Consider the following 26,307-nt stretch of genomic DNA (forward strand, 5'->3'; position numbering starts at 1 on the left):
CGGAGCACCGCGATCGGGCATCTAGGCGCGTCGCCAAAGCCAATGGTATCTCATTGCTCGAGGGCGACTTTGGCCCGCATCGGGAGCGCTACTACAGCCCGCGTCTCTGAATGCCCTCTGTCAGCTACTCGCTTTTTCTAGCGTCTGGGGGCGGATATCGAGCAATCCTTTGAGAGCGATTTGCAACATTAGTTACCTTCTATCGTCAGCAACTCCTTCACAAACTCGCGAATTTCCTTAGGGTCTGAGCCATTTCCAATCCCATAAAGGACGGCTCTCTCCCGTCCTTTACTTAAATTGCTACGCTGGAGAGAGTATGCTCTCTTGAGGCCGCGAATGTCACGAGGAGACGGTTTTAGATTTTCCCCCGAAAAGCACGGGCTGGATTCGCCATCTTCAATTTCATCTGGTGAAAAATAGTACTTCATTATGGAATTTATATCAAATGAATCCMATGTATAGAATCGCGAATCATTATTTAATCTCCCAATATTCACTTCATACTTCGAGTCGTCCCATCCTGTCCTTTGCTTAATTGTGTCCTTATTGAACTTACAAGGGTTGTGAGGAGCTTGATGCTCATGCTCAAAGCCCAAGGCGTGCATGATCTCATGAATGACAATTTGCTCCGCCCGCGCTCCCTTCTCTATTACGCCTTCTAGGTTGATAGTCGGCTCAGATTGAACGTCCCGGACATGGGCGGTGCGGCCGATGTGAGCAAAGCAGCATCCATCAGTGAAGCTGACGCGCAGGTCTGAACGGCGCCCCGGTGCGCTGCAAGCGCGAAATGTGGGTTCGGTCCCAAAATCAATCTTCAGCTGAATTGCGCTTTGAGAAATAAGTTGATTGGCTATTCGCACAAAGAGCGCCTTCTCATTAGAAGAGCCGCTAAAGAAACAACCACGTAGGGTTTGCTGAGGATCCCAAAGAAGTATATTGACGTATACAGTTCTTGCATCCGGATCCGCCTGCGCAGCGGCCAAAGCGGCAATACGGGAGCGTGCGAATTGGTCACCGATCTTGAGCGAGCTGTGCCCCAAACCACGAGTATCATGTGCCCCGACGTCAGTCGCGACGAATGCGAAGAGAAAAACTACGAGCAATTTGAAGGACTTACCCACTCACGACCTCGATGATTGTATCAGTGAATAGATTACGTTACGATACGATGTAGCACCTGCGTAGGCGATTGCATAACGCATTCGGAAGGTCGATATGCTACGAATCCTTGTGTACCTAGCCTTAATGGCGATTGCCTCGGGTTCGAGCGCTCAAGCGCCCGCTATACCGTTTCCGGGAAAAGATGGGGCGAATTTGCCCAAGCGAATCGCATTGGTGATTGGTATTGAAAACTATTCAACCGGGGGATCTATAAAACTCATTCAGTTGCCGGAGGCAGCGAAAGATGCGGAGCGCATGGCCGCTACCTTGGAGCGCGCCGGCTTTGAAGTAAATTTGTTGACAAGCAAAACCCAGAACAAGCCCTGGATCGATTTTCACGATATTACTGCTGCGCTGTCAGATCTTAGAAAAGATGCTCGGGAGGCCAGATTAGATACGGGGCKAGGCGCAATCGTGGCATTCTATTTCGCGGGACATGGGCTGAGATACGGCGAAAAGAACTATTTAATACCTTCTCATTTTACGGCAAATGATGCAGAGGACGTCCCCTTGAATTCGATTGATATTGAGAATCATATTGCAAGCGTTTTCAATTCTGACGATACTGCTCCTGAATTGAAGATTTTAATTGTAGACGCGTGTAGGACTAATTTTCCTCTCTCTCTAAATAGTAGAGTGTTAAATAGACCTGTTGAATTATATCCAAATATTGGAGATATATCTTTAGAGCCGACAAATTGGGACTTAGGAAAGAACCATACTTACTATATATTTGCGTCAATGCCGGGCCGGGCCGCATACAATGGTAGTTTCAATGGTGACATTGGGGGCGAATTCACTACTCGGTTAGTAGATGCGATCCAGGGCGAACTTGAGGTCGCAAAACGAGGCAACGTAGTTACACTTAATGCAACTATTCAAAAGATATTTGAAAAAGTAAAAATTGGCATGAGAGCAATGCCTCCTCCGAGGCCGCCGCGTACGAGGCAGATACCCGATCACAATGACCGATTTTCATCACCTTTTATACTATTTCCAACGGAGAACGAGTTCGAAGTAGAGAAAGAGTCATTCGATGGAGTTGAAAATATTCCAATCACAAATTTCCGTAACTATGCAGAAGTTAGTCGATATAGGGCTTGTGAATTTTTACGATTACTAACGCTATTCTCCGAATTCTCCTATTATTCTCCACAAGTCATCCAGCGCCTCAAAAGCCCGGACATTGATAGGTCTCTTCGGTGCCCCGATGACCAAAATGGTGCGCAGAACGAAGGTGCCGGCAGCCTGATTCAGCGAAATCTTCCTGGTCCGTATGCGCCAAGCGCGCCGCGAGGGTCTACGCCCAGTCGGATTCTTGTTCCAGGTGATGAGGGAGGGGAGAATGAGCGGCATGGAGCGCTGAGGCATTTCGGCCGCGTTAGGCTTGCTCAACTCGCTGGTCCAGATTCGATGAGGTTGGACGCATTGATTGCTAAGCCGACCGGCACGATCACATTTGGCGATCTGAAGGCGCTGATCGCACAGGCGGGCACGGTAGAACGACCGCATGGCCTTCTCGGTGATGACGTGCTGCTCAATCGAGCTGTGGTGACCAAATCGAGTGCCAATCTCCGCAGCGGACCCGGAGCTAGCCAAGCGGTCATCTCAGCCGTAGCGCCAGGCGAATTCCTTGAGGTGGTTCGAACCAGCAGCAATAAGAACTGGCTGCAGGTACGCCATCCGATTGTCGGCATGGCTTTCGTGTCGGGAGATCTGGTGGAGTCGGCGCTAGTGGAGGTTACGAAATCCGTACAATTTGGTGATGGAGAGTTCCGGCCGACTGAAGACTCCCTGGTTCAACTAACCGCCGCGTTTGGACTGCTGGGCGGGATTGTAGCGACGGAGGCCGCGGTTGAGTATCCAAAAGGGGACGGCAAGGTCGGTTTTGCCCGAGCAGCGGCGGTGCGGACCTTCGTAGAATCCCTATTGTCCCCGCCGGGGAACGAAAAGTCGCGTGTCTACATCCATGTCAAGGAAGTCAAAGATGGCGGATTTTTGCCCCACAGTGTCCAAGTCCGAGTTCGCGGATTGCCACTGAACCGCGCCGTGCGCGCGGCAGTAGCCCAGTCGATGAAGGGTGACGCCGCACTCGTCCTCGACATTCAGGTCCCAACAGATCTGACCACTCTGTCGGATTCTACCGCGACTATTTGCGTCGGAGAATCTGACTGCAGGGAGGTTCCCAAAGTCACATCTAGAGATGATCTAGAGAAAGCCATTCAGGAGAGCAAAAGGATTKAACCAAGAGTAATGCAAATTGAGCCGGATATAAAGACAATTCAGAATCGATTGAAGATACTTCGATTCTAATTTTTGGAGTTATAACATGAAAATTAAGCCAAAATTTATCTCACGTATATCTATGTTCATAGTCGTACTTATTTCCATGATCTCTTTTCAGTTAGATAGAGTTGAAGCTTGCCAGCGAAAATTTACGAGTTCTGGATGGCGCTGCGAGTAGATAGCATATAATTCGCAGTGGGAATGTCAATCTTTGAATAAATAACACGATAGGAGATTAGGATGGTCGCGCGGAATGCATTTGCTATTCTCATCATCGCGTCCATGTGTGCGCTCAATTTTGGGGCGAAGGCTGACATAACGGGCGCGCGCCTCCGCGTGAATCAGATAGATCTCCAATTTGATCTGGTGTCCGAGCAGCCTGGCCGCAATGTGCTGGACATTATGTTCGGAGTCCCTGGCGTCGTCTCGCGTTTGGGTAACGTGCTTTCGCGGCAATCGGTTGAAGCTGCCCGGCACCCAAAGGACCTTACGGTCGAGGTCGTATCTGTCAACGATGCAATCGTAGCCCGCTTCGCCTCCGGAACCATCACGACCCTCGACGCCGCATATCCCACAGGGCAGTTCCAGCCGGAGAGCCGAGAGGCCCTAGTCCAAGAGATTTGCAAGCTGCTGGAGCTCCAGACGTGCGAGGATCCCGGTCTTAGCGAGCGGCGGCCGCGACCCGGCGACGCTCCGCTGCCGCGCGGTTCGAGGGAAGCCGCCAGCACCGTGGAAGTAACCATCGGTGCGCTTCCGGGTGGAGCACCGGCGGATCAGCTCCTTATTGTTCCGCCTGGCCCCAGTCCCCGAGCTGCCCGCCCGTCAGGTCGCCAGCAAGAAACCCCTTTGTCGAGCGCGATCAAGGCCCGCGCCGATCGCGCGTTTGCGCCTAAGCGGCCTGGCACTCAACCGCGATCGCAAGTACCCGGCTCGGCGAGCGCGACTGCGCGCACCCATTTTGTCGTGCATTGCACCGCCTTTGCTGCTTCCGATCAAAGGATGAGGCAGTGGGTGGCGAACAGGAAGGATGAGGGTTCTCGGAACAAGAGCCACGGAGTGGTCTTGCCCAGCGGCGAGTATTTACCTATGTGGCCTTTTTCGGAGCGCCGTGTCTGGGCGACGAAGACGGAAACTTGCGCGCAAACCACATCGCGCGCGATGGGGAATTTGCTCAACATTGAGCTGCATTACTTCTGCGCGACAAACCGAAACGACGCCGCGACGGCAGCTCAGTACGATACGGTAGCTACAATATTCAACGAGGTGAATCGAGACTACGGACCCTTGGCGATCGTATCTCACCGCGAGGTCGACCGCGGGCTTCATGATGGGCACAATGATCCAATCGGCTTCAATTTCGAGCAGTTCTACGCCGTTCTGCAGTCGAAGGGTGTTGATGTGGCCGCGCTGCGAAAGATCTCCGATCGGCGGCACGGGCTCCGGACGGGCCGTGACATAAGTCATCATTTTGCCCCTCAGCTGACCGGAGATATTGTACTCGAGCGCGTCCGTCGTGACGATTGCCGGCGGGATCAGCGCGCTCCCAACTAGTTCCGCCTGGTACGGCGCACCATTTTGGCGAAGCGACTGCCCTGGCTTCGCGTGGCAAGATCAGGGCAGCCGCGAAGGCGATCCAAAGGGGCGGTCGGCTTGCCCACCCAGTGGCAACATGACGCTCGTCGAGTTTGCCCTCAAATCCAGCCTGGAAAGCAGGCCACCTAAGGCAAGAAATGAAACTCAAGGCTGCACTAACGGGGTGGATGCCCCCTCCGGCCGGTTTCGTATGGTGCCTGCGAGCGCATCTAGATGCGTTCGACAAGGAGCCATGTCCAACGTCCATGTTTTGGCGATCGATCTCGCCAAGCGGAGCTTCCAGGTCTGCGCGAAAGCTCGAGGGGGCAGTTCTATTCAACCGCATGGTGTCGCGCGCCGGCATCAGGCGCGGGCCGTCGCTTTCCGCACGCATCGGTGCTTCTTCCGCCAGCGTACGCTGCTGATCAACGCTCTGCGCGGCCATCTGGTGGAGTTCGGGATCGTCGTCGCCTAGCCCCCCGGGCCAAAACTTATCTGCGCCGCTGCCGCTGATCACTAACCCTCGGCTGTCCCGGCCACCTTGCAAACTCGAAGTCATCACAGCGCTGCGGCCTGATGACCTGCCGGCGTCCGAGCCTTTGCCGCCCATGGGAGTGCCGTGCGCTGCAGCGCCTTACGCGGGAGGGCCGGGCGGCGGCCCTGGACATGCCGCCCTCGAATGGTGTGAAGGGGCCGCTGAACTTCCAATCGGCCGCCTCGCAACGGGATCTCTGCCTTACCGCCCTACGGAGACAAACGCTCCACGTACATTGGTGTTGTCGATCTGAACTTGCAGAGGCCCAGCGGCTCGACCCTTCGGCAGCTTTTCAGCCGCCTTGCAGAAAACGCCCGCGACCGCGACGGCAGTAGACGCGCCCGGAACCAACTTCGAAAGATCTTCCGCAAATGGCAGGATTTCGCAGAGCCGAATAGCCTCGACCTGCACATCTTGGATCCAATTTCCGTTCTGCGTCGTACCGGGCGTAACGCAACCGGTAATTGCCAAGCTCGAACCAAGACAAATGGCGATCGTCTTCTTCTTCATGTTTGCCCCATCCCCCAATCTTATCGAGTCGCAACGACAGTTTTCTTCATTTCGGCATTTGCCCAATCAACATATGTCGGGACGCGCGTATAGACTCCGTATTTGAGCTTGAGGGCACATCCGCGACCCCAACTAACGATCCCGATCTGATGTTGAGTGCCCTTGATCGGAGCTGTGAGGGGGCCTCCGCTGTCACCCTGACAGGCATCAACGCCGCCCTCGCGGTAGCCGGCGCACAACATGCCCGCGCTGATCGCGCCGTTATACGAGGCCGGTTCGTTGCACGTCGCATTCGCTACGATCGGCATTTCGGCTTTCAGCAGCTGGTCGCTCATAGTCGCGCCTTGCACGACAGCTCCCCAGCCTGAGACGATCACCAGCGCATTGACAGGAATCATTAGATCCTTGGGCGCGAGAGGAAGCACCCTTCCCAGCTTAATGGGACGCTCCAAGCGAAGGAGAGCGATATCGTGTTCATATGTCGAGCTGTTATATTGAGGATGCAGAACAATTTTGGTCACCTGAATTCGATCGCCCTGACCGGAAAACCGTGGCCAGGTTGTTCCGGTGACGACGTTTACGTCGGCCGAACCTTTCACGCCCCGCATGCAATGAGCTGCGGTTAGAATCCACTGCGGGGCTACGATGCTGGCCCCACAGAACGGAACCCGGATTTCCGGCGGCGTGGTCCCAACTATCAGAGCAGCCTGCCAGGGATGTTCGTTGATGAACGCCATCTCGCCGCCCACGACCCGAGGGTTGAACTCCTCCGTCAGGCGCTCCTGAGCGGCCTCGAAAGGCGCTGGCGCCTCTGCTCGGGGAACCGGCGTTGGCGCAGGGCTTGGCGGAGCGGGCGGGGAGACCGGGAAGCCTCGACCGATCGGCCCATCCGGGACGACGATGCCCTTCGGATCGACAATCTCGCGAAGACGGTCGGGCGAAATAGCCTTGCTAGGAATCTTGAAATCGCGGAACTGCGCCAAAGCTGGCAATGCGATTGAAGAAGCAAAGCAAATTCCGGCCAGCAATTTGGTCACAAAATGCGAAAACATCTGACACTCCCCGGAGAATTATTTTTGCCGAAGGTCGCTTTCCACCGGCTTGATCAGAAATCAGCCGCTTCCTAGTACCCGCACCAAATCGATTGTTATGATAGATCATGCGTTAAGAGCAACGAGCCCCGGCTCGTGCATAGCGATCGTCTTGATCACTGCAGCCAACCCGGCTTGCTTTGAGACATATGTCGGAGACCAGACGTGGTCCCGCGGAAAGCCGCCTTTCGTATAATGCTTCGTGTATCCCCATAGATAAGGCGACCGAAACCCCGGGTGATCCCGATAACCCATCCCGTTATAAACTTCGAAGGCAAATAGCATTTCTGGGATCGTCCACCTGCCATCCTTGGGAAGTTGTCTCAATGCGTCCAAGGCACTCTCGCGCCAGGCGTCACGATCATTCCATGTTCTCGGCGGAGTCTCCCGCGCCCACTTTGATGGCGGCCAGTCGCGAGGCCTGCCGCTGGGGACGTTCAGCGTTTTGTATCTTAACGGGTCGCCGTTGTGCAGATGACCGAGAAAGTTGAGTGATGCTTCGCGGTAATGCAGCGATCCGATAACATACCACGGAACGCCACTCTCCTTTTCGACCTCTGCATATCTACCGCGGGAACCCGCAGAAATAATGCGTCGCGCCACCGCGTTCAGCTCATCCTTGCGCTCCGGGCGGATTTCGGCCGTCCGGAACAGCCGAATGTACTCGCCGGCCAGAAGGTCCAGCGTCCAACGACGAGCGCGTGCCGTGTCCTCGATCATTTTTGTTTCGGGATCGTAGTTGACGCCACCTGTGTCGGACTTACCGTCCCGTAACGACCGGTTCATTTCAGCGAGAGATTGGCCGATCCGCTGAGCTAAATCGTCAGCTTCTCGATCGCCTGCTGCGGATCTCACGAGCGCACCATCAAGAGCCTCGACCAAGCTCAGCATCGCGTCGGTCTGTGACAGTTTTGCTGGCGTGCCTGGCAACAGTCCGGACCGTGCGGCATCCTTCAACGCCGCTTCAGCGCCAAGCTTCTGGCTTGTCGACAGGAGTTTGCCTCCAATCGTCTGTGCCGTCGATTCCGTGATGATGGCGGACAGGCCGACAAATCCTAGCCGCAGAACTTGACGTCTGCTGTCCATTAGGTCAGCTCCCAACATGCCCAGAAGCATTACACGCATGCCTCTGCGGAATGTCAACAGCAGTTAAGCTCTCGCTAAGCGCCGGTATTGATGACGCTAGTCGGATTCCTTTCAAGAATACCTTTCCGATGGGGAAGTCGCATGGACAATCTGGCGCGTTCGACCTGGGCTATCCCGCAGGGATCGTCGACGCTTTTTGCGCCCGACATCGGCATCGATGGCCAAGACCGCAGTCAGTCGCAGCGTGGAGTCATGCTCGTCTGTGCGCTGGACACGGGCATGTTCCGCACCCTGTGATTCCGGAGCGTTCTGCCGCTGCCGCCTATAGCACCAGCACCTGGCACTCGCGCCCATCCGCGGCCAACGACACGGTCCCTGACTGGCGGCCCGATCGACGGCTTCTTGCCCGGCTGGAACTGGGCCTGTCCATCACAGCATCGACTTGCGCCGGCCAGGCGGAACACGGATCCTCTGCAATCCAGCCGAAGCCTTGTTCTCCAATTCGGCGTTTGACGAGAGCCTGGTGGTCGAGGTGTCGAACTGACGAGGCCTTTAGCTACGGGGATGAGATGAAAGACCTGGAACGCGATGCCCGACGCTCTCGTGTCACGGCCTTAGCCAACGACACCTTGGGCGATCCAGAGAAGGCCCGCCGCTGGCTTAGTCGCCCGACGACCGTCCTCAATAATAAAACACCAATCTCAATGGTGGAAACAGAGGAGGGAGCCAGAAAAGTCGAAGCATTTTGGCGAAGATAGATTGGGGTGTCCCTCCTTGAGCTATCACGCTGCGATCAGGCAGAAGGCCGCGCAACGATGTTGGGGTGCCTTCGCGGCGCACTAGAGCCTGACTAGTCCTAATCGAGAATAGCGGCAGCGCGAGGAACCAACGGTCTCTGCAATCTGCTACTGCAATGGGGTAAGGGGCATAGATCTGCTGGGATAGGAAGAATGGAAAGGTCATCTGAAGATAGCACCAGTGTAAGCGCGCCGGGGCTCCGCACGTTCTTGAACATCGCGGATCGCTGGGAATTGTCCTCGACTGACCGGCTCGCTCTTCTGCAATGCGACGCGGCTCAGTTTGAAGAGTGGGCGAACATCGCGCGGTCGCACGGTCCGCTCGTCCTCGACACCGCCGTCCTCATGCGGCTCTCCTGGCCTTTATGAGGATCTGCAACATCTTTTCGCAGCACCGGATCAACAACGAGATTGGCTTTTTGACGCCAGCACGACAGCGCCGTTCAACGGGCGGGCCGCCATCGATCTCCTATTAGGAACACTCGACGATCAGCTCGCTGTGCGCGGCGACGTCGCAGCAATTAGGTGACGAGAACTTCACGAAGTACACCGATAAAGATCTGATTTGGAAAGACGCTCGTCCGCAGATCAAGGCGGTCTGCTTCGACGGGTCCGGAACGCTCGTCGAAATTGGCGACAAGCGCCGGCCGTTCAGAGCTCTCCTCCGCGATGCCAGTTCATCGAAGGCGGCAACGCAGGCACTCACCACTCCGATGAGCCTGCGCGATATTGCAGAGGATCTCGCGACGATCACAGACGAGGCGCGGCTTGCGGAGTTGGAGGCTGACTTGTCGGCGGAAACCGCTTCGACGCGGCTACGGCCAAGCATCGATACCATTTGGAGATCGCTGCGCCGGCTCGGACTGAAAATCGGCGTCTGCTCCAATCTCGCTGCGCCATACGCCAGCGCTTTGCTTGATTGCCTGCCTGATGGGCCGGAAGCGGTCGTTCTGTCGTTCGAGGTGGGGCTGATGAAACCCCAGCCCGCAATTTACCAGCTGGTCTGCGAGCGGCTCGGTCTGGAGCCGCACCAGGTCCTTTTCGTCGGAGACACCGTAGAGGCTGACGTCGACGGTCCGCGGAGTGCTGGACTGTTCGCGATACACATTGACGAATTCGAAGCCGGACTGGCTCAGGGGACCGCGCCCGGAGCGTCGCAACCGGTCGCCGAATTCCTCGAGCGCGCCGCTCTTTCACAACGCCATGCTTGAGTCTCGCCAGCCTTCATCGCACTCCACTCTGGAGCGGCGAGAATCAAGCCGGTGAGGGACGCACTCCGCCAGCATCCCGGTGAATTGAGGGAAGGGCAGGATGCGCCTGTTGGTGATTTCCGATCTGCATCTCGAATTCGGCCTGTTTCAGTTCGCCAAGCCGATGCCGGAATTCGACGTCGCCGTCTTCGCCGGCGATGTGCACAAGCCGATCACTGCTGCGATCGAGTGGTTGGTGCAGCAACGGGAAGCCGGTCCGCTCCGTGACCGTGAAATCATCTACGTCGCCGGCAATCACGAGTTCTACAAGAGCGAGCTGAAGAGCAGCCTGGCGGCTGGGGGCGAGCTCGCTGACAAGGTTGGCATCCATCTGCTGCATCGCCGAGCAGTGATCATTAGGCAGGTACGCTTTATAGGCTGTACGCTTTGGACGGACTACCGGCTCCTCGGGACGCCGAAGCCTTCGATGGTCTTCGCCGGGCAGGAGCTGAACGATCACCGTCTCATTCGCTATCGGGAGGAGAGCGGCCACTACAGCCGCTTCATGCCCTGGCACGCCGCGGCTGAACATCGGCTCGACCTTGCATTCATCCGCGGCGAGCTCGCCAAGCCACATGACGGATCCACCGTGGTGGTCACCCACCATGCGCCGCATCCGCAGTCGGTCCAGAAGAGACACCTGGGCAGCGCCTTGTCGCCTGCCTTCGTTTCGGATCTCAGCGCGTTGATTGAGGAATACCAGCCGGAGCTCTGGATCCATGGCCATGATCACGGGTCGCATGACTACACCGTCGGTCGCACGCGCGTCCTGGCAAATCAGGCCGGCTACCCCAGCCGCAATGGCGATCGCGAAAATCCGGGGTTCGATTCCGGCTGCGTCGTAGAGGTGTGAAGCTAAGGATCGGATCAGGTGCGACATGGCTTCAGTTTGGCCCCGCGTCGCTATGAAGCCGGGTCGATGGTACAAAGGTTCAACGCGCGGGGTTCGCCGGCCTGATACCGAGGTTTAGCGCGCGGGGTCGCCCGGAACTTGCGATCTAGGATTTCAAAAGGGCCCTAGATCGGGTGCTCGGATGCCGTCGGTTCCCTATTCGGGTTTGGCGCGCGCATAGCGAGGTTTGGCACGCGGGTTAGCCGCCAGCTACCAAGGTTTAGCGCGCGGGGTCGCCCGCAACCGGCACCCCATCGCTCCAAATGAGCCCCGCCAATGGCTACCTTGGGCGCTCTGAAGCCCTCCGCCCCCTATTAGGGTTTGGCGCGCACATACCGAGGTTTGGCGCGCAGGGTCGCGCGGAACCGGGGATTGTTGCGCTCAAACGAGCCCTATTGGGGCTGAATCCGGTGGTCGGATGCCGTCGGCTCCCTATTAGGGTTTGACGCGCGCCCTAGTCAGATTTGGGATGCGGATTGCACGCCGGATACCGAGGTTTAGCGCGCGGGGTCGGCTAGAACCGGCGATTCTGATGCTTTAAATGAGCCCCGTGGCTGAAATCTGGTGCGAAAAGGCTTTCTGCTCACTATTGGGGTTTGACGCGCGCCCCTTCCGGGACTGTGCTGACAATTCCTGTCGATAGTTCAGTGATAACGGAGGTCGGCTTTCGATCTCAGGCGCGATGCTGGAAGCAGGAGCGATGAGTAGAAATTACCTGACGCGGTCAGATGCCAGCTGCAACATGAACCGCTTCTATCGGATGGAGGTGCAGCCGGATCTGTTCGGCGGCTGGACGCTTTGGCGCGAATGGGGACGCATCGGGCGAGGAGGGCAGCTCCGCTTCGATCCGTAGCGAGCAGGAAGGGCATGTGGCTCTCACCGACTTGGTGCGGCAGAAGATGCGGCGCGGCTACCAGGGCGCGTAGGTCAGAGCACGGGCAGGGTCTTGCCCGCTCGGTGAGGCATCGGGATCAGGAATCGTCCTATGGCTTTTGGATTTTCCAATCAGGTGAGGCTTCGATCCCTGCGGCGAGCCTCCACTTATGCTTTTGCCTCGGTTTGACCCAGACTTCACGTTTGCGGCTCTTGCGCATGGCGGTCAGCGATGCGTCGACCATTTCCTTGGTGGGGTTTGCTGGCACAACACGCCAGCGAGCGGCATCGAGGTCGTCGAGCAGAAAACGGGCCAACCGAAGGGCATCCTCCTCCGAGATTTCGTGATTGAGATCATGAAGGTTGGAGCGAAGCTGGTTTTTCACCATCAAGAGGATGCTGTTAGCCACTGGTCGCGCCTCACATCGACAACCCGTCGTGGCGTGATCCGCGGCCGCGATCGGGAGCCTTAGCCTTCTCGACCTCCGCGGCCGTCGTCTTGCCGATGATAAAATCAATTCGGCGCCGCGCAATTTCGGTCGGCGAAGATTCCAGAGCCCGGGCTATCGGATTGACCGTCGTCAGCCGCGTGCGGTCGCGCAGCCATATGATTGCCTGGGGTGGGGAGGTCTCCTTCACTCGGGCGACAAGGTCCGCGACACCGCGCATGGTGCTGCCTGCTATTGTCGACCAGGACCAACGGCCGGTTGTTGCGGATTTAGAGATCAGCACCTTTCCGGCGCTGCCTCCGAATTGCACCTCGTGATCCCGGTTCGAATTCCGCGACCTCAGAAGATTGCCGCCCAATTGTTGAGTGGCGACCTTCAAAAGGTTCTGCGTCTCGACCATCACCTTGTCGAACTGGGCTATGCGGCCTGCTGCTTGGCGAGCAGTTGCTCGATCGCCATTTCCCGGCCGTCGCAGGCTTGAAGATCGTTCTTCTCCTTGTTGCTGTAGACCTCGACGTGCATCACCCTGCAAAAGGCCCGCAGCTCGCCCGGCAAGGCGTACCATACGGCTGCTGGACAGGTTTCGCAGACCGTTGAGGGACTTGGCCTCACGTCCCGGGGCAAACGCGAGAGAGTAGGCGACTCGTAGATTGTCCCGAACGCTTCGGTCGCGCTGCTTTGGTCGTGGATTTGGGGCAAGCTCGATGCGGGCGGCGCTTCGATCTCGGCTGTCTCGGTCATTGCTTCGCTCATGATTTTGGGTTGCGGTTCCTGGGTTGGCCTCAACGTTCATCCCGGCCTGTGTGGGCTCGATCGCGGATGAATTCGCAGGCGGCACGGGATAGACCGCCGGCGAATTCATCCGCGCTTCCATTCGAATTTTCAGTTGCTCAGCCGGCGTCGGCTCGGCCTGCTCAGCCTCGACCGCAGCAAGCTTTGGGGCGACACGTTTGCCGTCGACGAAGGCCAGCGCCGGCTCAGTGATGGCAGGGGGAGCAGCCACAAACTGTCTGATGTCCGCGACGAAATCGGACGGGTTCATTTTGAGGTCGCTCTTTTTGACCTCGTCCATGAGCGCTTTCCGGACCTCGGCATCGCTGACGCCGATCGCGCGGTCTTCAAGCTCGAGCGTCGTGGTTTGCTGCTTACCGGTCAGCATCTTGCCGGGCTGATTGGCCTCAAGCCTGTCGCGAATGCGAGATGTGTCGGTGTACAGCCGCGCGGTCTGGCGGTGGCGCGTCATCGCGACATAGGTGGATTCCCGGCCCATCCCTCGCAGATTGGCGACGTAACAGTGATCTACGGTGACGCCCTGGCTGGCGTGAATTGTCATCGCGTACGAGTGCTGGATCTTCGGAACGGCCGGTTCGCCATCCTTGCGGCGGCCGACAAGCTCGCTCATTCGGGCAGTGACGTCTCGGCCACCGTCCTTCTGCAGTCGGACCATAATTTGCGGATCCGCCTCCTTCGAGATTGATACGATCTCGCCAAGGTCGGCATTTCGGATGGTCACGCCATCAAGCTCGACGGTTTCGCCGAAAATGATCCTGTCGCCTGCGGCGAACGCCAGATCGTCGACCTCCTTCGAGCCTCGGGGAAGCACCGGCACCAGGATTTCATCCTGAAGCTGGCCCTTGCTCTGCAGCACGGCGCGGATCTGCGAATTGATTTCGCGGACGTCCAGATTCCAGCCGCTGAGAATGGCGCGCGTCGATGTCGCGCCACCTTGAGCCTCCAGGTCGCCGCAATAGTCATCGACCAGCTGCTTGATCGACTCGTCGCGATCTTCCGCCCAGTTTATTGCCCCGGCGCGATCGTAAGCCTCGAGCGCACGGATAGGGTCGCCGACGGCGAAATCCTTGGAGGCGGCGCGCATCCATAGACCCTCGGCCTCATTGCGCCCCTTTTGCCTACGGATTTCGTCCATGCGGCTGGCCCCGATGGTCCGACTGAGAGCGACGAGAGGAGCACCGGCCGCAACAGGCTGCAGCTGCTTGGAGTCGCCAGTGAGGACGAGCTTGCTGCCAGCGTTGGTTGCCGCGGCGACGAGCCTGGCCATGTCGAGCGTACCGATCATGCCGGCTTCGTCGGCAATGATGACGGTGTTTGGTCCGAGGACGATCTTCCCCGTCTCAACCTGGTTCAGGAAACCCGAAACTGCCCGAGCCATCTCCTCGGCGGTTTCTGTGTCGGTTCGAATAACGTCGACCGCCTTCCAACTTGGAGCTATCGGCCGCACCTCTTTGCCGCACTCCCGAGAGACCTCGGCCACGGCTGCCATGGCGAAGCTCTTCCCCGCGCCAGCGGAGCCTTCAACGATGGAGATGCCGTCCCGATTCAGCGCGTGCCGTACCGCCCGCTTCTGCTCGTCCGCCATGGTCGTGCGGGCGGCGAGGGCGCGTTCAAGCGTCTCGGTATTGACGAAATCCCGGCTGTTTTGGCTCTCAATGGCCTGAGCGAGCATTCTGCGCTCAGCATCAATCAGCGCCGCGGTCGAAAACACAGGCTGCCTGGAATCGTCGAGACCGAGCTTGATGATGGCGCCTGACCTCTCGAGCTCGCTGACAACCTCTAGGGCTTCATTCGCAGACAGCTCGCACTGAACCGCCTCAGTCACCTCGCGCAGGACATCGGCACGGGTGAAGACAGCGTCGTGCTCGCTCATAGCGTCGATGGCTGCGACAGCGAGGCCTCTCAGTCGTTGTGCCTTCTCACCTTCTGCCTCGCGCTGCAGGCGCACGTGATCCGACATGACCCTGACCGATTGGAATAATGCGGCTGGGTTCCAGCCAGCATCCAGCAGCTCCCGAACCCATTTTTCCTCCAGCTCGCTTAGGGGCGTCTCACGGTCCTTCGTGTCGCGGCTCGAATAAGCAGCCAGCTGCGCAGCAGTCCGATTAGCCTCGGTGTCGAAGCCCATGTCGCGTGCGATTTTCTCGATCTGGGCGCGACGCTTCGAAAAGAGTTCAACGACCTGTTCGGATACCCCTGCGATCTCGAAGTTGCGCCCTTTTGCCTCGACCTCGATGCCAAGTTCGCGCCGGAGCTCGCTCGCGAGTTCGGATCGATAGAGAGCGGCGACCGCACCGCGGTATTTCATGATCGTCGAATTATCGATTCCACCCGTCGTACCATCCGCGCGAACAGCCAGGTTCACAAGGACGCCATGGCTATGCAGCTGCGGATCCTTCGCGCGCGACGTGAAGTGACGATAGACGGCAGCTGCTACCTCGGCCGGCGGATTGCGAGGGCCCTGACCAGCCTTGCCTTGGCGAGCATCAATCAGCCCGTCGTCGAAGATGAAATCCAGGGCCCGCCTGAACGCGCGATCATGGGCGGAGAAGACCTTCGCGCGCATGGCGTCGTCGCCAAAGGCTGCCAGCAATGAAACGGACTTTGGCGCACTGATCTGGACGTCGAAGCCAGCTGTGCGTTTGCCGTTGGCGCTGTTCTTGACGAGCGACTGACGTGTACCCGGGTCGCGTCCGGACGCCAGATCGCGCAACACACGACCATCAACTTCGTGCCCGTCGCGACAGGAACGGAATGGCGAAAGGCCTGGAGCGAGGGCGGTGTTTCCGCTTCGCGTCCACCAGGTACCGATGCTCTCTCCCTGGCCATTGTCCGTGTAGTAGGCGACCTGATCGCGCCCCGACCGGTTGACGCCGGCCTCAATCTCGGTGGCCGCAATGTCGGCCTGCGCTTCATAATATTCGACGCTTTGAACTCGCGTGAAATTCATCATCGCGTTGAACTCAATGTTAAATAGCTGTACGACTGAAAGTCACAATCACGCGGACGTCGAGTTAGCCCGATGTGCATCCACGACGTAGTCCGCGATGACATTGATCCGCTCGACCGTCTCGGCCGCGCTCGCTTGAGCAGAAAGAGCCAGGTCCGCTGCTCGCTGGATGATCTCGAAAGGGCCGAGTGCCAGGTGAAGCGCCTGCTCGATGTACGCGCTGGTGGCTATACCTCGCGCTCGGGCCGCAGCTTCTACGGCTTCCCAGAGCGATGGATCGATGCTTATGCGGCGTTGTTCTTTGCTCATAAATGGCTCATGCGACTGTATGAAAATGATTTAAATCAATGAGTTGAAGAGATTTCTGTCTAGCTTCAGAGCACGACAGGTGCGTAATGCGTCCTAAATTTAGCCGTTGTACTGAAGCGCGCGCGGACACACATTCAGATGTTCATATGGCCGATCTATAAATGTAACCAATGTGTACCAACCGTATCTCCTGGTCTTGAATAAAAATGCTGTGCTGATATCATATTATGTGAACTCGCATTGAATGTTGATGTGGATGCTAGGGTGACGGTGTGAAAATGAACAACGCCAGGATTGCGGGAGGCTTGAGCAAGCTGAAACAGGCGCTCAGGGAGATGGCTTCGGAGGAGCCTACGCGCCAGCCATCAATATTCGAAGCCATCAAAAATCTCCTGCCGGAGATCCGCGAGTTGAAATCGAAGCGGTTCACCGATGCTGAAATTCTGGCTCGACTTGAGGCAAACGGCGTTAGAATGACGCTTGGAACATTCAGGCAATATCTGAACAAGGCGAGTCGATCGAATGAAGGAACGCCGTTGAGAATGAAACGTGAGCGGAAGCCTGAGGGGGATCTGAAGCGTGATCAAGCTCGGAAGCCGAAACCATCTGAAACAGCAATGAAGCCAAGTGGCGCCCTACCCGGATCCAAAGTGTCGCTCGGGCATAAGCTCGATGATGACGTTTGAAGGACGTCAATCAATCTACGTGTCTGCTGCAATGCTATTTCAGAATCCACCGGATCGGCTTCACAGCCGTCACGTACCTGATAGCCTTGGCGCCGATAAGGCCGGTCGCAAATGAAGAGCTGACCAGAACGTATACGTTCCAGGAAGTCAGCCATTCAGAAAGGGTATTGTAAGTCATGCGAATTTCGTTAGTTGCAGCAGGCATATCTAGCCATACTGGAAGACTGCAAGCACGAGTTCCGTTCACGATACCATAGAATCTGGTGTTCGGATTGCAGAACTCCTTGATAGTACTGTTAAGATTGGGATTTTCTTGAATTAGCTTGAGCCATGCGGTGCTATCGCCCCGCACCGCGACCGCGGCCCACTCTGCGCTCAGCCCATTCACATACATATTCCCGATTATCCAACCGCAAAAAACGCAGACAAGCGCAGTCACGGTGCCGATAAAGACAAGGCTGAGGCTGGCTTCCAGCTTCCGGTTCTTTTCAATTTCTTTCAGATGGGCCGCAGCCGCGGCGGCCACTGATGCTCCTACGCTCGCATTCAGCCTGGCATGGGCAGCCTCAACTTGAGCCGTCGCTGCCGCGGCCACAGGCCCGACAGCCCGCCTGCTCGCCTCCTCGATCACCTTTGGAATCGAGCGAATAGCCGTCGGCAGGGTGTCGGCGGCCTTTTCGAGGAGGCCACTGACCGCGAGCAGGACATTTGTCGGATCGCTCGGCGGTAGCCCAAGATCGGTCATTCGCTTCCACGCGAGCGCACGCGCCTCGGGATCAAGACCCATAACCTCGCAAGCTTTGTCGAATTGGAGTTTGTTTTCAGGCTGCATTTCGTTCCTCGCATCCGCGGGAAGCAGCGAGGGATTTACCTCGCTCCGTTGGTTCAGAGGCCGAGCAGGTGGCGTGCGGGGTCAAGTGCCGCGGCATAATCTCGGCGGAATTTCGCAATATGAGCTCGCTCGGTAATGGTCAGCGCAGCGTCGGCCGCGGCTGCCGAGAACGACATGTTTTCCGCGTCAATCTTGGCAAAGGTGCCAATCGGAATTCCAGGAAGATCGATCTCAATGCCGCCAAGACCAAGCAGCTTCTCGCGTGTCTTTCCGCCCTTTGAGACGCCCTTGCCATCGGTGAAGCCGTACCAGAAGGGGAAGTCCGCTTCCAAACGCCCCCACCGACAATTCCGAACCGCAATGTGATCGACTTTGTCACCGACGAGCTCGAGCCAGCTGGCTACCGACTGCACCGCTCCAATATCTGGTGAAAGGATATGAACGATCGTGAGCCGATACCCGTGCTCTTCGAAAGCAGCCAAAAGCCCATCCAGCCCTTCGCCGCCGTCCACGATCCGCGTCAAATCTGCCAGCGAACCACCGGCCAGATCGTGGACGATGAGTTCATCTCCCGAAGCGATCGCATCCAAGAGCTTGTTCCGCGCTTCCTCCGCGCGAACGTTATAGTAGCCGACGCCCTGCACCGGATCCTGCTCCGGGGAAATGCGGCCGTCTTCGTTACGAGTGCCGAGCACACGTACTAACGCGCCCACAGATCCATCCGCATCATATGCGGCTACGATGAGATTTTCGTAACGCAGTTGGTCGATCAGAGCGCGGGCCTTGGTACTCTTTCCCACGCCCCCCTTTTCGGAAACGATGAGCGCACACCGCTTGCGCTTGCCTTTCGCCCTATCGATCTTAGCCATTTTAGGTTGTCTTTCTCACTGTTTGTGCTCGGCTCGCAGCGTGGCCACCACCGAGATCTTTCGCGGGTTTCCATTTGTTGGAACCAAGCGCGGAATGAATGGGATTAAGGGCTGAGGGGTTTGCTATCCGCCGTCCGTTTCCAATCGAACCGGTTCAACCGGCACCGTTCCACCACGGATTGGCGCTGAGCGACCGCCGCAGGGCTGTCGTCGCGGCTATCGCCAGGCGCCGGCAGCAAGCGCTGCCGCGGCGGTGCAATCAAATCCTCGCAATGGCGACAGGCGCGAGAAACTTGAGCGGTTGTCGGAGCATATTGACCGTTGAACCAGTCGAACTCTCCGCGGATCAGACGTTTGACAGCGCTCTTGATTGCCAGCAGCGAATAGCCTTCGACTGCAATCAAATAGGCTGCCGCGGCATTGCTCCCATGGCTGCGCTCGATGGGGAAGGCAGTGAACAGCAGCCGCAAGGCGTTGAAGGCCTCAGCCTGTGAGGCTGGTAGATTATGCATCGCGTGACAGCCTACATTCGAGCTTGTCGAGCCCCTCGACGGGTGAGCGGCGGTTTGATGGCCAGTTCGGTTCGACACTGTCGCGGCGCCGGTCGGGTCTCCATGCCAACCATCCGCGCTCGATCATCTCGTCGGCAGCCGAATTTGGATCTGCGGCTGCTGAAAAGCTGCGAGAAAGCAGAAGCGCGGCGTGGAGGGTAAGGGGCTTTCCGAGCAGCAATCGATGCTCGACGACCGCTGCTGCGCGGTCAGCGACCAACACTCCCTCAAAAGCAGCCAGAACGCGCTGTCGGTTGTCACGCCTTGACGAACGCGCTGCGCGCATATTCCGAAGAGACGTAGTCTCTGAGGAATCTTCCCTTGTTTCCTTGTTTTCTATTTTGCGTCGCTGCTGCGTCGCTTCTGCGTCAGATGATGCGTCGTCAGATCGGGCTTGCCGCTTGGTGACGCGCTGATATTCGTCGTAGTTGCAGATAGTTATGCGCGTCACCCCGGCGTCGTTATCAACGTCGATCGCTGCGCCGTTTTGCAAACGCTTGAGAAACCGTCGGACCGTGGCCTCCGGCCACTGCCAGATGGATGCGAGGTACCTGGATGAGTGCGAAAGCTGGCCACGCTCAAGTTCTACGGACTGCGATCCCACCATTACGCGGCGAGCCGCATATGACGCGGAGCTTAGTAGCCAGAGGTATGCAGCGTGCTCGTTGAAGCGCTGCCGTCTAAGTAAGTGGTGACCCCAGATGCTGCGATCCACCGCGAAGAAGCCAAACTGAGCCATCAGCTGTGCCTCCCCGAACCGCTTCGTCTCGGAGTTGAACAACTGTTAGCAAACCGTGGGTGGATCATCCGAACTCGAGGGTGGCGGTCGGCTGAGCAACTCATAGCTGCAACCCGCAGCGTAATTCTCTCGGCGGGCGAGATGGCTTGCAATTGTGCGAGGAGGGGGGCAAGGTCGGAGTTGATCGGCGGCCAAACCTGATCAATTCTGCGAGGCTCGTAACCGGTGATGACGGTTACGAGCCTCTGCCGCTTCTGGGCCATTAAGACGCCTTCCCCGGCGAGCCTGCCTTCGGCAGATTGGCGAGAAATGCATCCCAATCTTCGGCAAGCACCACGGTAGCTGCGCCAGCCTTGCGAGCTGTCAGCTTTCCTTTCGCGATGGCGTCAAAGATGAAGGTCTTCTTGAAGGGGCCGGCCTCGGCGAGTTGTTTAATGCGATAGGCCGTCTTTGGCATGGTCTGCTCCGTTTTTGAGCGGTCGGCAGCGGGTTGCTGCGATCCGTGGAACAGAGAGCCGTCGGCAGATGGGCACATCAATCTGGCACTTCGGCAGATCGAAATGCCGGAAATTCACTTTTTCTTTTCGGGGCTTATGATGTGTCGGATTGTGCGCGGCAGGTCCCCCGGCACTTTCAAATTCCGATCCTCAAGCCACTTATAGACCGGGTTAGCTTTACCCTTGCGAGCACTCCACAGCTTAACGTCCGGTCCGTAAATTGCCGTTAATGCGCTTTTGATGTCTGCCCGCGTGCGAACCTTCGCGCTGAGCACCGCGTTTGTAAGATCGGTCGGCGTATCCGCGGGGCCGCCAAGACCTTTATCCGCCTGATGGGTGACGCGTGTCGCTAGGTCAGCGGCATTTGGCTTAGCAGCTTCTGAAAAGCTCAAAGCAGTCGACTTGGCAACCACCGCACAATCCTGATCACCCCCTATTAAAATTTCGAGAACATCACCGTAGTGCAACCCTACCGGTCCAGCAAATCTAACGTCTCCGTCTGCCGCATAATCGCCGTCCTTGATCGCAGCATCCGTAATAGCCAATCCCCATGCCGAAGGATGGATCTCTACATCGCCACCGAGCCGTGGGTCTGAATGAAAGGCGCGAATTTTACCGTCGCGTAGCCACTGTCGTAGCAGTTTTCTTGCGTCATTTTTTAGATTGTTTTGAAAATCTAATATTGCACGAATATGATGTTCTTTTTCCAAATCATCAATTGCTAGGCTTTGTTCATTGGCCATGAGATGCTGTAGATATTGGTAACGTTTAGGGAATTCAACTGCGATAATTTGATCGACTGCATCGCTGATCTTGATCTGTGAACTGGGAATTGGCTTGGTCACGAGCACGCCCTCCCAGCGTGAAGGGTGGTGCGGTGGCCCGATGGGCCGCCAATATAGCGAGCCCATGCCTCCATCAACTTGCGACGCTTCTCGAGCGCCGAACTCCTGCGATAGGCCTGTTCGGTGCCATCACCGACTTGGTGCGCCAACGCATGCTCGATGATATCCCGAGGGAAATTCGTGCGGTCGCCTGCCCAGTCGCGAAAGGTCGAGCGAAAGCCGTGTGGTGTGGCATCGACCTGCATTCGCCGCATTAGCATTGCCATGCTCATGTTGCTCATCGGCTCAGAATTCCGCTGGCCGTGAAAAATGGGATCGCTCGCCTCCAAGGTGCGACCGCCGATCACGGAGTCGAGAATCTCGATTGCGCGCCCTGAAAGGGGGACCTCGTGCGGCTTTCCCATTTTCATCCGTTCTGGCGGTACACGCCAAAGCTTCTTTGCCCGATCGATTTCACTCCATGTCGCGCCGATGACCTCGCCGGTACGAGCGGCGGTTAGAATCGTGAATTCTAAGGCGAGTGCGGCCATAGCGGAGCGGTTGCGCAACTGCTCCACAAAAGAGGGGGTATCGTCGATCGCCACCGCCTTGTGGTGCCCTCGGGTGAGGCGCTCACGCTTGCCCAGCAACGAGTCCAAGTTGCCGCGCCAACGGGCCGGGTTTTCCCTGGAGCGATGGCCAAGAGCCGCGGACGCATCGAGCACGCGCTCAATCCGGTTACGGATACGAGAGGCTGTCTCGGGTTTCTCTCGCCAGATCGGACGCAGTACCTTCAGTACATGCTCGACCTCGATCTCGTTAACCGGCATCTCGCGCAGTGACTTCGCTTCGACCTCCAGTGCGCGCTTCCACTGATAACGGTGCTTTTCGTTTGTCCAATCTTTCTCGATTTCTCTAAGTAGGGCATCGGCAGCCTCACCGAAGGTCGGAGCGGGCTTGTCGCGTTCGCGTTGCACTTTCCGTGCTTCAATCGGATCCCGACCTTCTGCTAAATGGGCACGGCATTCGGCGGCAAGATCCCGGGCCCTAGCGAGAGTCACGTCTCGAGCGGGGCCTAGGCCCATCTCTCTCTGCTTCCCGCCTTTTGCGAAGAAGAAAACCCAGCGGCGTCTTCCGTCCGTCGAGATCGAGAGGTACAGGCCCCCGCCGTCGCTATGACGGCCAGTCTTGCTAAGGGCCGCAACACCCCTAGCGCTCAATTTGCCAATAACTCGTACCATTCGGCCCTAGTCCCGGCCCTAGTTGGAGCGCCGGATTAATACGGCGCGCCGCGATCCGCAGCGAAGGGCTGCGAAAACGCATACACTATAAGCCATTAGAATCTAGGGGTTTTGTGGCCGTTTACGGATAACCGCGATCACCTGCGGACAAACATTCAGTGGACCTCAGCTCCACCAAGGTTTTCCGTTAAGTGGGCGATAGTTTTGGAATCGCTTCTGTGCGGCCGCCATTATCGCTGCATTTGCCCCAAGATCGTACGCGGTTGAGGTCGGGCTGAAACAAGCCAGAACTCCGCAAGCGCGCGCGGGCGAGGCCCTCGGCTGCAATCGATGACTGATGCAGGCGGCAATTCCGCTGGGGCCTCTGTGCCGCGTCGATCCTCGATCCGGGCGCAGTGGGGGCGCGGAGATACGCGCCCATGGCGTCATCGTTGCCCTGGCCTGCATGCATTTGGGCTTCGTCGGGATGCCACTTTCGTTATTCCGTTGATGCCTGGCCGGACATTAAATTTCTTCGCGGCTTCCCATTGCGTAAGGTCGTTCATTCTCGGTATTCGGGCTGCGCGCTGCAGGCCATCTTCTTGACTTGGCGCAAGAGATCGTTCCCGATGTTCTTCACTCGTATTGCCGCGGGCGCCTTGGCGCTTGGCCTCCTTGCATTTCCAGCCTTCGCCAAGAATTTCGCGGTTCCGGCCAAAAATCCTACGATCACAATCGCTCTGCCGGATGATTGGTCGACCGAGGAGATCGAATTCGGCTTTCAGGCTCGGCCCGATGACGAAGCAATCTTCTTGTCCATTGAATCAGCAAACGCACGTCAAATCGACAAGATGCTGTCCGACACCCAGAAATGGATGCGCGACAACAAGATCAAAGCTGTCGATCCGATCAAGGCCGACATGAAGATCAATGGCATCGACTCAACCGTGTTCCAGTTCCGGACGGCCGACGAAAACGGCCCGACGACTGTCGACCTGATCCTGATGCCGGCCACCAACAATCGGGTGATGATGCTTACGGTGTGGGGCAATGACAAGGAACGCGAGACACACGGCAAAGCGCTCGATGCCATTTTTGGCAGCATCAAGTCGATCAACTAGTCCGTATCGGACCGCTTGAAGCGTCGACGGCTGCTTTCGCCGCCAGTAGGGTCCCGGCTGTGCAGGAAGCCCGAAAGCCGGAGTAGTCGTAGCTGGGCGATCGAAGCCCTCACCGGACACCAAGGCTCAGCCAGGCAGAGATTCCGCTGGAGCCTTGGTGATGCGCGTCGTGCGCATAGGCGTGCTCAGCCCGGTCGCGATGGCGCGAGCGCGCGTCGCTGCCTCGCCGGTGTGACCGGGCAAACAATACGCAACAACAATCCAGCCCGTCGTTCGCTCGCATTCAGCGCTGGAAGAATGCTCTGAGCCCACCGCAACAGCCAGGCGAGCGCCACCTGTATGGACGTCGCGCCCATTGGCAGGAATGCACGGACGCGCGGTACAATCCCCCGACCTTATGCCATCACGCCCCTGTGAACGTCCGGCGCGGCGGGGACGGGAATAAACCCGCTTCTCTCCCGGTCTTCTCAGCATCTGCCATCGGCGGCATTGCAGGAGACCGACATGACCCATCATCGCGACAGCAATGGCGAACCTATCGACCGCCGGCATGCGCTCGAGTGCATGATCTGGGCGGGCACCGGCATTCTCTGGACGGTTTCGAGCGGTGTGCCCGTATCGCTCGGCCTACTTGGCGAGGCCAGCGCGGCTGAAGGGGCATCCACCGGCTTCACGTTTCTGCAAATCTCGGACAGCCATATCGGCTTCGACAAGGCCGCCAATCCATATGCCATCGACACATTGAAGGAGGCGATCGGCAAGGTTCGGGCGCTGCCCGAAAAGCCGTCCTTCATGATCCACACCGGGGACATCACCCATCTGTCGACGGCTTCGCAGTTCGACACCGCCGCGCAGGTCATCGGCGGCGCCGGGTTCGACGTGCACTATGTGCCCGGCGAGCATGATGTCATCGATGAGAACAACGGGCGCGCCTACCTCGACCGCTACGGCGCCGGCACACGGGGGGGCGGCTGGTATTCCTTCGACCAGAATGGCGTGCACTTCGTCGGCCTGGTCAATGTCGTGAACCTCAAGGCCGGAGGCCTCGGCAATCTGGGGGCAGAGCAACTCGCCTGGCTGGCCGACGATCTGAAGGCTGTCAGTGCCTCCACGCCCGTCGTCGTCTTCGCCCATATTCCGCTTTGGGCGGTCTACCCGGAATGGGGCTGGGGCACCGACGATGCGTCGCAGGCGCTTGCTCTGCTCAAGCGCTTCGGCTCGGTCACCGTGCTCAACGGCCATATCCATCAGATCATGCAGAAGGTGGAGGGCAACGTCACCTTCCACACGGCCCTCTCGACCGCCTTCCCGCAGCCGGCGCCCGGCACCGCACCATCGCCCGGGCCGATGACCGTGCCTCCCGGCCAGCTGCGCAATCTCCTCGGCATCACCAATGTCGCAGTGAAGCGGGGCAAGGAGGAACTCGCGATCATCGACAGCACGCTCGCGGGAAGCTGACCCCCGTGGCGCAAACAAGGACGCCTCCCATGATCCGCACAGGCCTCAGTGCTCGACGGCTTGCCTCCGCGCTCGTCGGTCTCGGCCTCATCGTCTTGACGCAGAACCCGCTTCGGGGCGCCGATGCCGCCCATGTCAAGATCGAGAACTTCACCTTTGCCCCCAAGACCCTCACGGTGAAGGTCGGGACGGCCGTGACCTTCGAGAATGATGACGACATTCCCCATCTCGTCGTTGCAAACGATGGTTCGTTTCGGTCCAAGGCGCTCGACACGGGCGATGCCTACGCCTTCACCTTCACGAAAACCGGCGATTTTCCCTATTTTTGCGCGCTTCATCCGCATATGCAGGGTACCATCACCGTCACCCCGTGAGAGTGGCCGGGCGAGCCGTTCCCGGAGAACCGGACGATGCCGCGGTGTTGAGCGACAAAGCCTCGGCGGAACGCTTTGGCGAGGTGGTCCTGCCCCATCTCTCCGATGCCTTGGCGCTCGCCCGCTGGCTGACCGGCAATGCCGATGACGCCGAGGACGTGGTGCAGGAGGCCTGCCTGAAGGCGCATAAGGGGCTGGCAGGCTATGCGGGCGGCAATGCGCGAGCCTGGCTGCTGACGATCGTGCGCAATGTGTCCTACGCCTGGCTCGCGCGAAACCACCCACGTCGCATTGTTGCCGTTGGCGACCTTGCCGATCTCGACGCCCTTGGGGCCTGCGCCGAAACAGGCGTCGACACGCCGGAGGCGGCCTTGATTGCCAAGGCGGACGCGGCGGCGCTGGAAGCGGCGATCGCCATGCTGCCGCACTGTTTCCGCGAGGTTCTGGTGCTGCGGGACATCAACGGCCTCAGCTACCGGGAGATCGCTGCCATGCTCGATGTGCCGCTGGGCACGGTGATGTCGCGCCTGTCGCGGGCGCGCGGGCTGCTGATCTCGGAACTTGGGGTCAACCGATGAAGGAA

The 26,307-nt window shown here is 58.1% G+C and carries 27 protein-coding genes and 1 pseudogene; 14 read left to right on the forward strand and 14 right to left on the reverse strand.

The features are described 5' to 3' along the window. Window positions 1-188: 188 nt before the first annotated feature. Window positions 189-1,121: a M12 family metallopeptidase gene (locus tag AC1DIN_RS09590; protein ID WP_476809575.1), complete on the reverse strand. Its 933-nt coding sequence runs from the start codon at window positions 1,119-1,121 to the stop codon at window positions 189-191. Window positions 1,122-1,215: 94 nt separating this feature from the next. Between AC1DIN_RS09590 and AC1DIN_RS09595 the strand changes: the two genes are divergently transcribed. The 3 genes from AC1DIN_RS09595 (at window position 1,216) to AC1DIN_RS09605 (ending at window position 5,494) form a co-directional block, all read left to right on the forward strand. Next, a complete protein-coding gene (locus AC1DIN_RS09595) occupies window positions 1,216-3,474 on the forward strand; it encodes a caspase family protein (protein WP_476809576.1) in 2,259 nt (752 codons plus the stop codon). Between the two features lie 213 nt (window positions 3,475-3,687). Then, window positions 3,688-4,998, forward strand: a complete 1,311-nt coding sequence (locus tag AC1DIN_RS09600) for a peptidoglycan recognition protein family protein (protein ID WP_476809577.1) — start codon at window positions 3,688-3,690, stop codon at window positions 4,996-4,998. A 118-nt stretch (window positions 4,999-5,116) separates the two neighbouring features. Then, entirely contained in the window at window positions 5,117-5,494 is a 378-nt protein-coding gene (locus AC1DIN_RS09605; RefSeq protein WP_476809754.1) for a hypothetical protein, read from the forward strand. Between the two features lie 261 nt (window positions 5,495-5,755). On the opposite strand, the gene AC1DIN_RS09610 is transcribed toward AC1DIN_RS09605, so the two are convergent. From AC1DIN_RS09610 to AC1DIN_RS09620, 3 genes are all read right to left on the reverse strand, one after another. Beyond that, window positions 5,756-6,064, reverse strand: a complete 309-nt coding sequence (locus tag AC1DIN_RS09610; RefSeq protein WP_476809578.1) for a hypothetical protein — start codon at window positions 6,062-6,064, stop codon at window positions 5,756-5,758. A gap of 20 nt (window positions 6,065-6,084) precedes the next feature. Beyond that, on the reverse strand, window positions 6,085-7,116 hold the full coding sequence (locus AC1DIN_RS09615) for a serine protease (protein ID WP_476809579.1): 1,032 nt from the start codon (window positions 7,114-7,116) through the stop codon (window positions 6,085-6,087). Between the two features lie 105 nt (window positions 7,117-7,221). Further along, a complete protein-coding gene (locus tag AC1DIN_RS09620; protein ID WP_476809580.1) occupies window positions 7,222-8,241 on the reverse strand; it encodes a hypothetical protein in 1,020 nt (339 codons plus the stop codon). A gap of 141 nt (window positions 8,242-8,382) precedes the next feature. Here AC1DIN_RS09620 and AC1DIN_RS09625 point away from each other — a divergent pair, with 141 nt between their 5' ends. The 5 genes from AC1DIN_RS09625 to AC1DIN_RS09645 all read left to right on the forward strand — a co-directional run bounded on the left by AC1DIN_RS09625 (window position 8,383) and on the right by AC1DIN_RS09645 (window position 12,033). Continuing rightward, window positions 8,383-8,538 carry a hypothetical protein gene (locus tag AC1DIN_RS09625; protein WP_476809581.1) on the forward strand — a complete coding sequence of 52 codons (156 nt, stop codon included), beginning with the start codon at window positions 8,383-8,385 and terminating at the stop codon, window positions 8,536-8,538. 272 nt (window positions 8,539-8,810) lie between these two features. Then, entirely contained in the window at window positions 8,811-8,999 is a 189-nt protein-coding gene (locus AC1DIN_RS09630) for an antitoxin Xre/MbcA/ParS toxin-binding domain-containing protein (RefSeq protein WP_476809582.1), read from the forward strand. A gap of 626 nt (window positions 9,000-9,625) precedes the next feature. After that, the gene (locus AC1DIN_RS09635) at window positions 9,626-10,249 is read left to right on the forward strand and encodes an HAD family hydrolase (protein ID WP_476809746.1); all 624 of its coding nucleotides are present in this window, start codon (window positions 9,626-9,628) and stop codon (window positions 10,247-10,249) included. Window positions 10,250-10,349: 100 nt separating this feature from the next. Then, a complete protein-coding gene (locus tag AC1DIN_RS09640; protein ID WP_476809583.1) occupies window positions 10,350-11,141 on the forward strand; it encodes a metallophosphoesterase in 792 nt (263 codons plus the stop codon). A gap of 739 nt (window positions 11,142-11,880) precedes the next feature. Next, entirely contained in the window at window positions 11,881-12,033 is a 153-nt protein-coding gene (locus AC1DIN_RS09645) for a WGR domain-containing protein (RefSeq protein ID WP_476809584.1), read from the forward strand. Between the two features lie 130 nt (window positions 12,034-12,163). Here AC1DIN_RS09645 and AC1DIN_RS09650 read toward each other — a convergent pair whose 3' ends face one another. Together AC1DIN_RS09650 and mobF are read right to left on the reverse strand one after the other, a co-directional pair. Next, a complete protein-coding gene (locus AC1DIN_RS09650) occupies window positions 12,164-12,463 on the reverse strand; it encodes a hypothetical protein (protein ID WP_476809585.1) in 300 nt (99 codons plus the stop codon). Between the two features lie 10 nt (window positions 12,464-12,473). Then, on the reverse strand, window positions 12,474-16,247 hold the full coding sequence (mobF, locus tag AC1DIN_RS09655; protein ID WP_476809586.1) for a MobF family relaxase: 3,774 nt from the start codon (window positions 16,245-16,247) through the stop codon (window positions 12,474-12,476). 69 nt (window positions 16,248-16,316) lie between these two features. On the opposite strand from mobF, the gene AC1DIN_RS09660 reads away from it, so the two are divergent. Together AC1DIN_RS09660 and AC1DIN_RS09665 are read left to right on the forward strand one after the other, a co-directional pair. Beyond that, entirely contained in the window at window positions 16,317-16,595 is a 279-nt protein-coding gene (locus AC1DIN_RS09660; protein WP_476809587.1) for a hypothetical protein, read from the forward strand. Window positions 16,596-16,858: 263 nt separating this feature from the next. Further along, window positions 16,859-17,239: a hypothetical protein gene (locus tag AC1DIN_RS09665; RefSeq protein ID WP_476809588.1), complete on the forward strand. Its 381-nt coding sequence runs from the start codon at window positions 16,859-16,861 to the stop codon at window positions 17,237-17,239. A 34-nt stretch (window positions 17,240-17,273) separates the two neighbouring features. Here the strand turns inward: AC1DIN_RS09665 and AC1DIN_RS09670 are convergent, their stop codons facing one another. The 8 genes and pseudogenes from AC1DIN_RS09670 to AC1DIN_RS09705 form a co-directional block, all read right to left on the reverse strand. Continuing rightward, a complete protein-coding gene (locus AC1DIN_RS09670; RefSeq protein WP_476809589.1) occupies window positions 17,274-18,071 on the reverse strand; it encodes a hypothetical protein in 798 nt (265 codons plus the stop codon). Window positions 18,072-18,124: 53 nt separating this feature from the next. After that, window positions 18,125-18,940, reverse strand: coding sequence for a nucleotide-binding protein (locus AC1DIN_RS09675; protein WP_476809590.1), 816 nt, complete (start codon window positions 18,938-18,940; stop codon window positions 18,125-18,127). 104 nt (window positions 18,941-19,044) lie between these two features. Further along, the gene (locus AC1DIN_RS09680; RefSeq protein WP_476809591.1) at window positions 19,045-19,452 is read right to left on the reverse strand and encodes a hypothetical protein; all 408 of its coding nucleotides are present in this window, start codon (window positions 19,450-19,452) and stop codon (window positions 19,045-19,047) included. Further along, window positions 19,445-20,230, reverse strand: a complete 786-nt coding sequence (locus AC1DIN_RS09685; RefSeq protein WP_476809592.1) for a hypothetical protein — start codon at window positions 20,228-20,230, stop codon at window positions 19,445-19,447. Before AC1DIN_RS09685 ends, AC1DIN_RS09680 begins: the two co-directional genes overlap by 8 nt. A 262-nt stretch (window positions 20,231-20,492) precedes the next feature. Further along, window positions 20,493-20,687 carry a hypothetical protein gene (locus tag AC1DIN_RS09690; protein ID WP_476809593.1) on the reverse strand — a complete coding sequence of 65 codons (195 nt, stop codon included), beginning with the start codon at window positions 20,685-20,687 and terminating at the stop codon, window positions 20,493-20,495. Between the two features lie 114 nt (window positions 20,688-20,801). Next, on the reverse strand, window positions 20,802-21,572 hold the full coding sequence (locus AC1DIN_RS09695; RefSeq protein ID WP_476809594.1) for a hypothetical protein: 771 nt from the start codon (window positions 21,570-21,572) through the stop codon (window positions 20,802-20,804). Further along, window positions 21,569-22,528 carry a tyrosine-type recombinase/integrase gene (locus AC1DIN_RS09700; protein ID WP_476809747.1) on the reverse strand — a complete coding sequence of 320 codons (960 nt, stop codon included), beginning with the start codon at window positions 22,526-22,528 and terminating at the stop codon, window positions 21,569-21,571. Before AC1DIN_RS09700 ends, AC1DIN_RS09695 begins: the two co-directional genes overlap by 4 nt. A 9-nt stretch (window positions 22,529-22,537) precedes the next feature. After that, a pseudogene (locus AC1DIN_RS09705) lies at window positions 22,538-22,792 on the reverse strand (Arm DNA-binding domain-containing protein); the annotation flags it as partial. A gap of 419 nt (window positions 22,793-23,211) precedes the next feature. Between AC1DIN_RS09705 and AC1DIN_RS09710 the strand changes: the two are divergent. From AC1DIN_RS09710 to AC1DIN_RS09725, 4 genes are all read left to right on the forward strand, one after another. Continuing rightward, a complete protein-coding gene (locus tag AC1DIN_RS09710; RefSeq protein WP_476809595.1) occupies window positions 23,212-23,892 on the forward strand; it encodes a hypothetical protein in 681 nt (226 codons plus the stop codon). A gap of 504 nt (window positions 23,893-24,396) precedes the next feature. Next, on the forward strand, window positions 24,397-25,350 hold the full coding sequence (locus AC1DIN_RS09715) for a metallophosphoesterase family protein (RefSeq protein WP_476809596.1): 954 nt from the start codon (window positions 24,397-24,399) through the stop codon (window positions 25,348-25,350). Between the two features lie 29 nt (window positions 25,351-25,379). Next, window positions 25,380-25,724 carry a cupredoxin domain-containing protein gene (locus AC1DIN_RS09720; protein WP_476809597.1) on the forward strand — a complete coding sequence of 115 codons (345 nt, stop codon included), beginning with the start codon at window positions 25,380-25,382 and terminating at the stop codon, window positions 25,722-25,724. A gap of 47 nt (window positions 25,725-25,771) precedes the next feature. Continuing rightward, complete coding sequence (locus tag AC1DIN_RS09725) at window positions 25,772-26,302, forward strand: sigma-70 family RNA polymerase sigma factor (protein ID WP_476809598.1); 531 nt, start codon at window positions 25,772-25,774, stop codon at window positions 26,300-26,302. Window positions 26,303-26,307 lie beyond the last annotated feature (5 nt).

It is taken from the genome of Allobosea sp. 05T438 (assembly GCF_056396025.1).

Bases quoted from the DNA above. Each gene is read 5' to 3' on its own strand.
- AC1DIN_RS09600 (WP_476809577.1), top strand. From the start codon at position 3,688: ATGGTCGCGCGGAATGCATTTGCTATTCTCATCATCGCGTCCATGTGT.
- AC1DIN_RS09605 (WP_476809754.1), top strand. From the start codon at position 5,117: ATGACGCTCGTCGAGTTTGCCCTCAAATCCAGCCTGGAAAGCAGGCCA.
- AC1DIN_RS09610 (WP_476809578.1), bottom strand. From the start codon at position 6,064: ATGAAGAAGAAGACGATCGCCATTTGTCTTGGTTCGAGCTTGGCAATT.
- AC1DIN_RS09615 (WP_476809579.1), bottom strand. From the start codon at position 7,116: ATGTTTTCGCATTTTGTGACCAAATTGCTGGCCGGAATTTGCTTTGCT.
- AC1DIN_RS09620 (WP_476809580.1), bottom strand. From the start codon at position 8,241: ATGGACAGCAGACGTCAAGTTCTGCGGCTAGGATTTGTCGGCCTGTCC.
- AC1DIN_RS09625 (WP_476809581.1), top strand. From the start codon at position 8,383: ATGGACAATCTGGCGCGTTCGACCTGGGCTATCCCGCAGGGATCGTCG.
- AC1DIN_RS09630 (WP_476809582.1), top strand. From the start codon at position 8,811: ATGAAAGACCTGGAACGCGATGCCCGACGCTCTCGTGTCACGGCCTTA.
- AC1DIN_RS09640 (WP_476809583.1), top strand. From the start codon at position 10,350: ATGCGCCTGTTGGTGATTTCCGATCTGCATCTCGAATTCGGCCTGTTT.
- AC1DIN_RS09645 (WP_476809584.1), top strand. From the start codon at position 11,881: ATGAGTAGAAATTACCTGACGCGGTCAGATGCCAGCTGCAACATGAAC.
- mobF (WP_476809586.1), bottom strand. From the start codon at position 16,247: ATGATGAATTTCACGCGAGTTCAAAGCGTCGAATATTATGAAGCGCAG.
- AC1DIN_RS09660 (WP_476809587.1), top strand. From the start codon at position 16,317: ATGTGCATCCACGACGTAGTCCGCGATGACATTGATCCGCTCGACCGT.
- AC1DIN_RS09670 (WP_476809589.1), bottom strand. From the start codon at position 18,071: ATGCAGCCTGAAAACAAACTCCAATTCGACAAAGCTTGCGAGGTTATG.
- AC1DIN_RS09675 (WP_476809590.1), bottom strand. From the start codon at position 18,940: ATGGCTAAGATCGATAGGGCGAAAGGCAAGCGCAAGCGGTGTGCGCTC.
- AC1DIN_RS09680 (WP_476809591.1), bottom strand. From the start codon at position 19,452: ATGCATAATCTACCAGCCTCACAGGCTGAGGCCTTCAACGCCTTGCGG.
- AC1DIN_RS09685 (WP_476809592.1), bottom strand. From the start codon at position 20,230: ATGGCTCAGTTTGGCTTCTTCGCGGTGGATCGCAGCATCTGGGGTCAC.
- AC1DIN_RS09690 (WP_476809593.1), bottom strand. From the start codon at position 20,687: ATGCCAAAGACGGCCTATCGCATTAAACAACTCGCCGAGGCCGGCCCC.
- AC1DIN_RS09710 (WP_476809595.1), top strand. From the start codon at position 23,212: ATGGCGTCATCGTTGCCCTGGCCTGCATGCATTTGGGCTTCGTCGGGA.
- AC1DIN_RS09715 (WP_476809596.1), top strand. From the start codon at position 24,397: ATGACCCATCATCGCGACAGCAATGGCGAACCTATCGACCGCCGGCAT.
- AC1DIN_RS09720 (WP_476809597.1), top strand. From the start codon at position 25,380: ATGATCCGCACAGGCCTCAGTGCTCGACGGCTTGCCTCCGCGCTCGTC.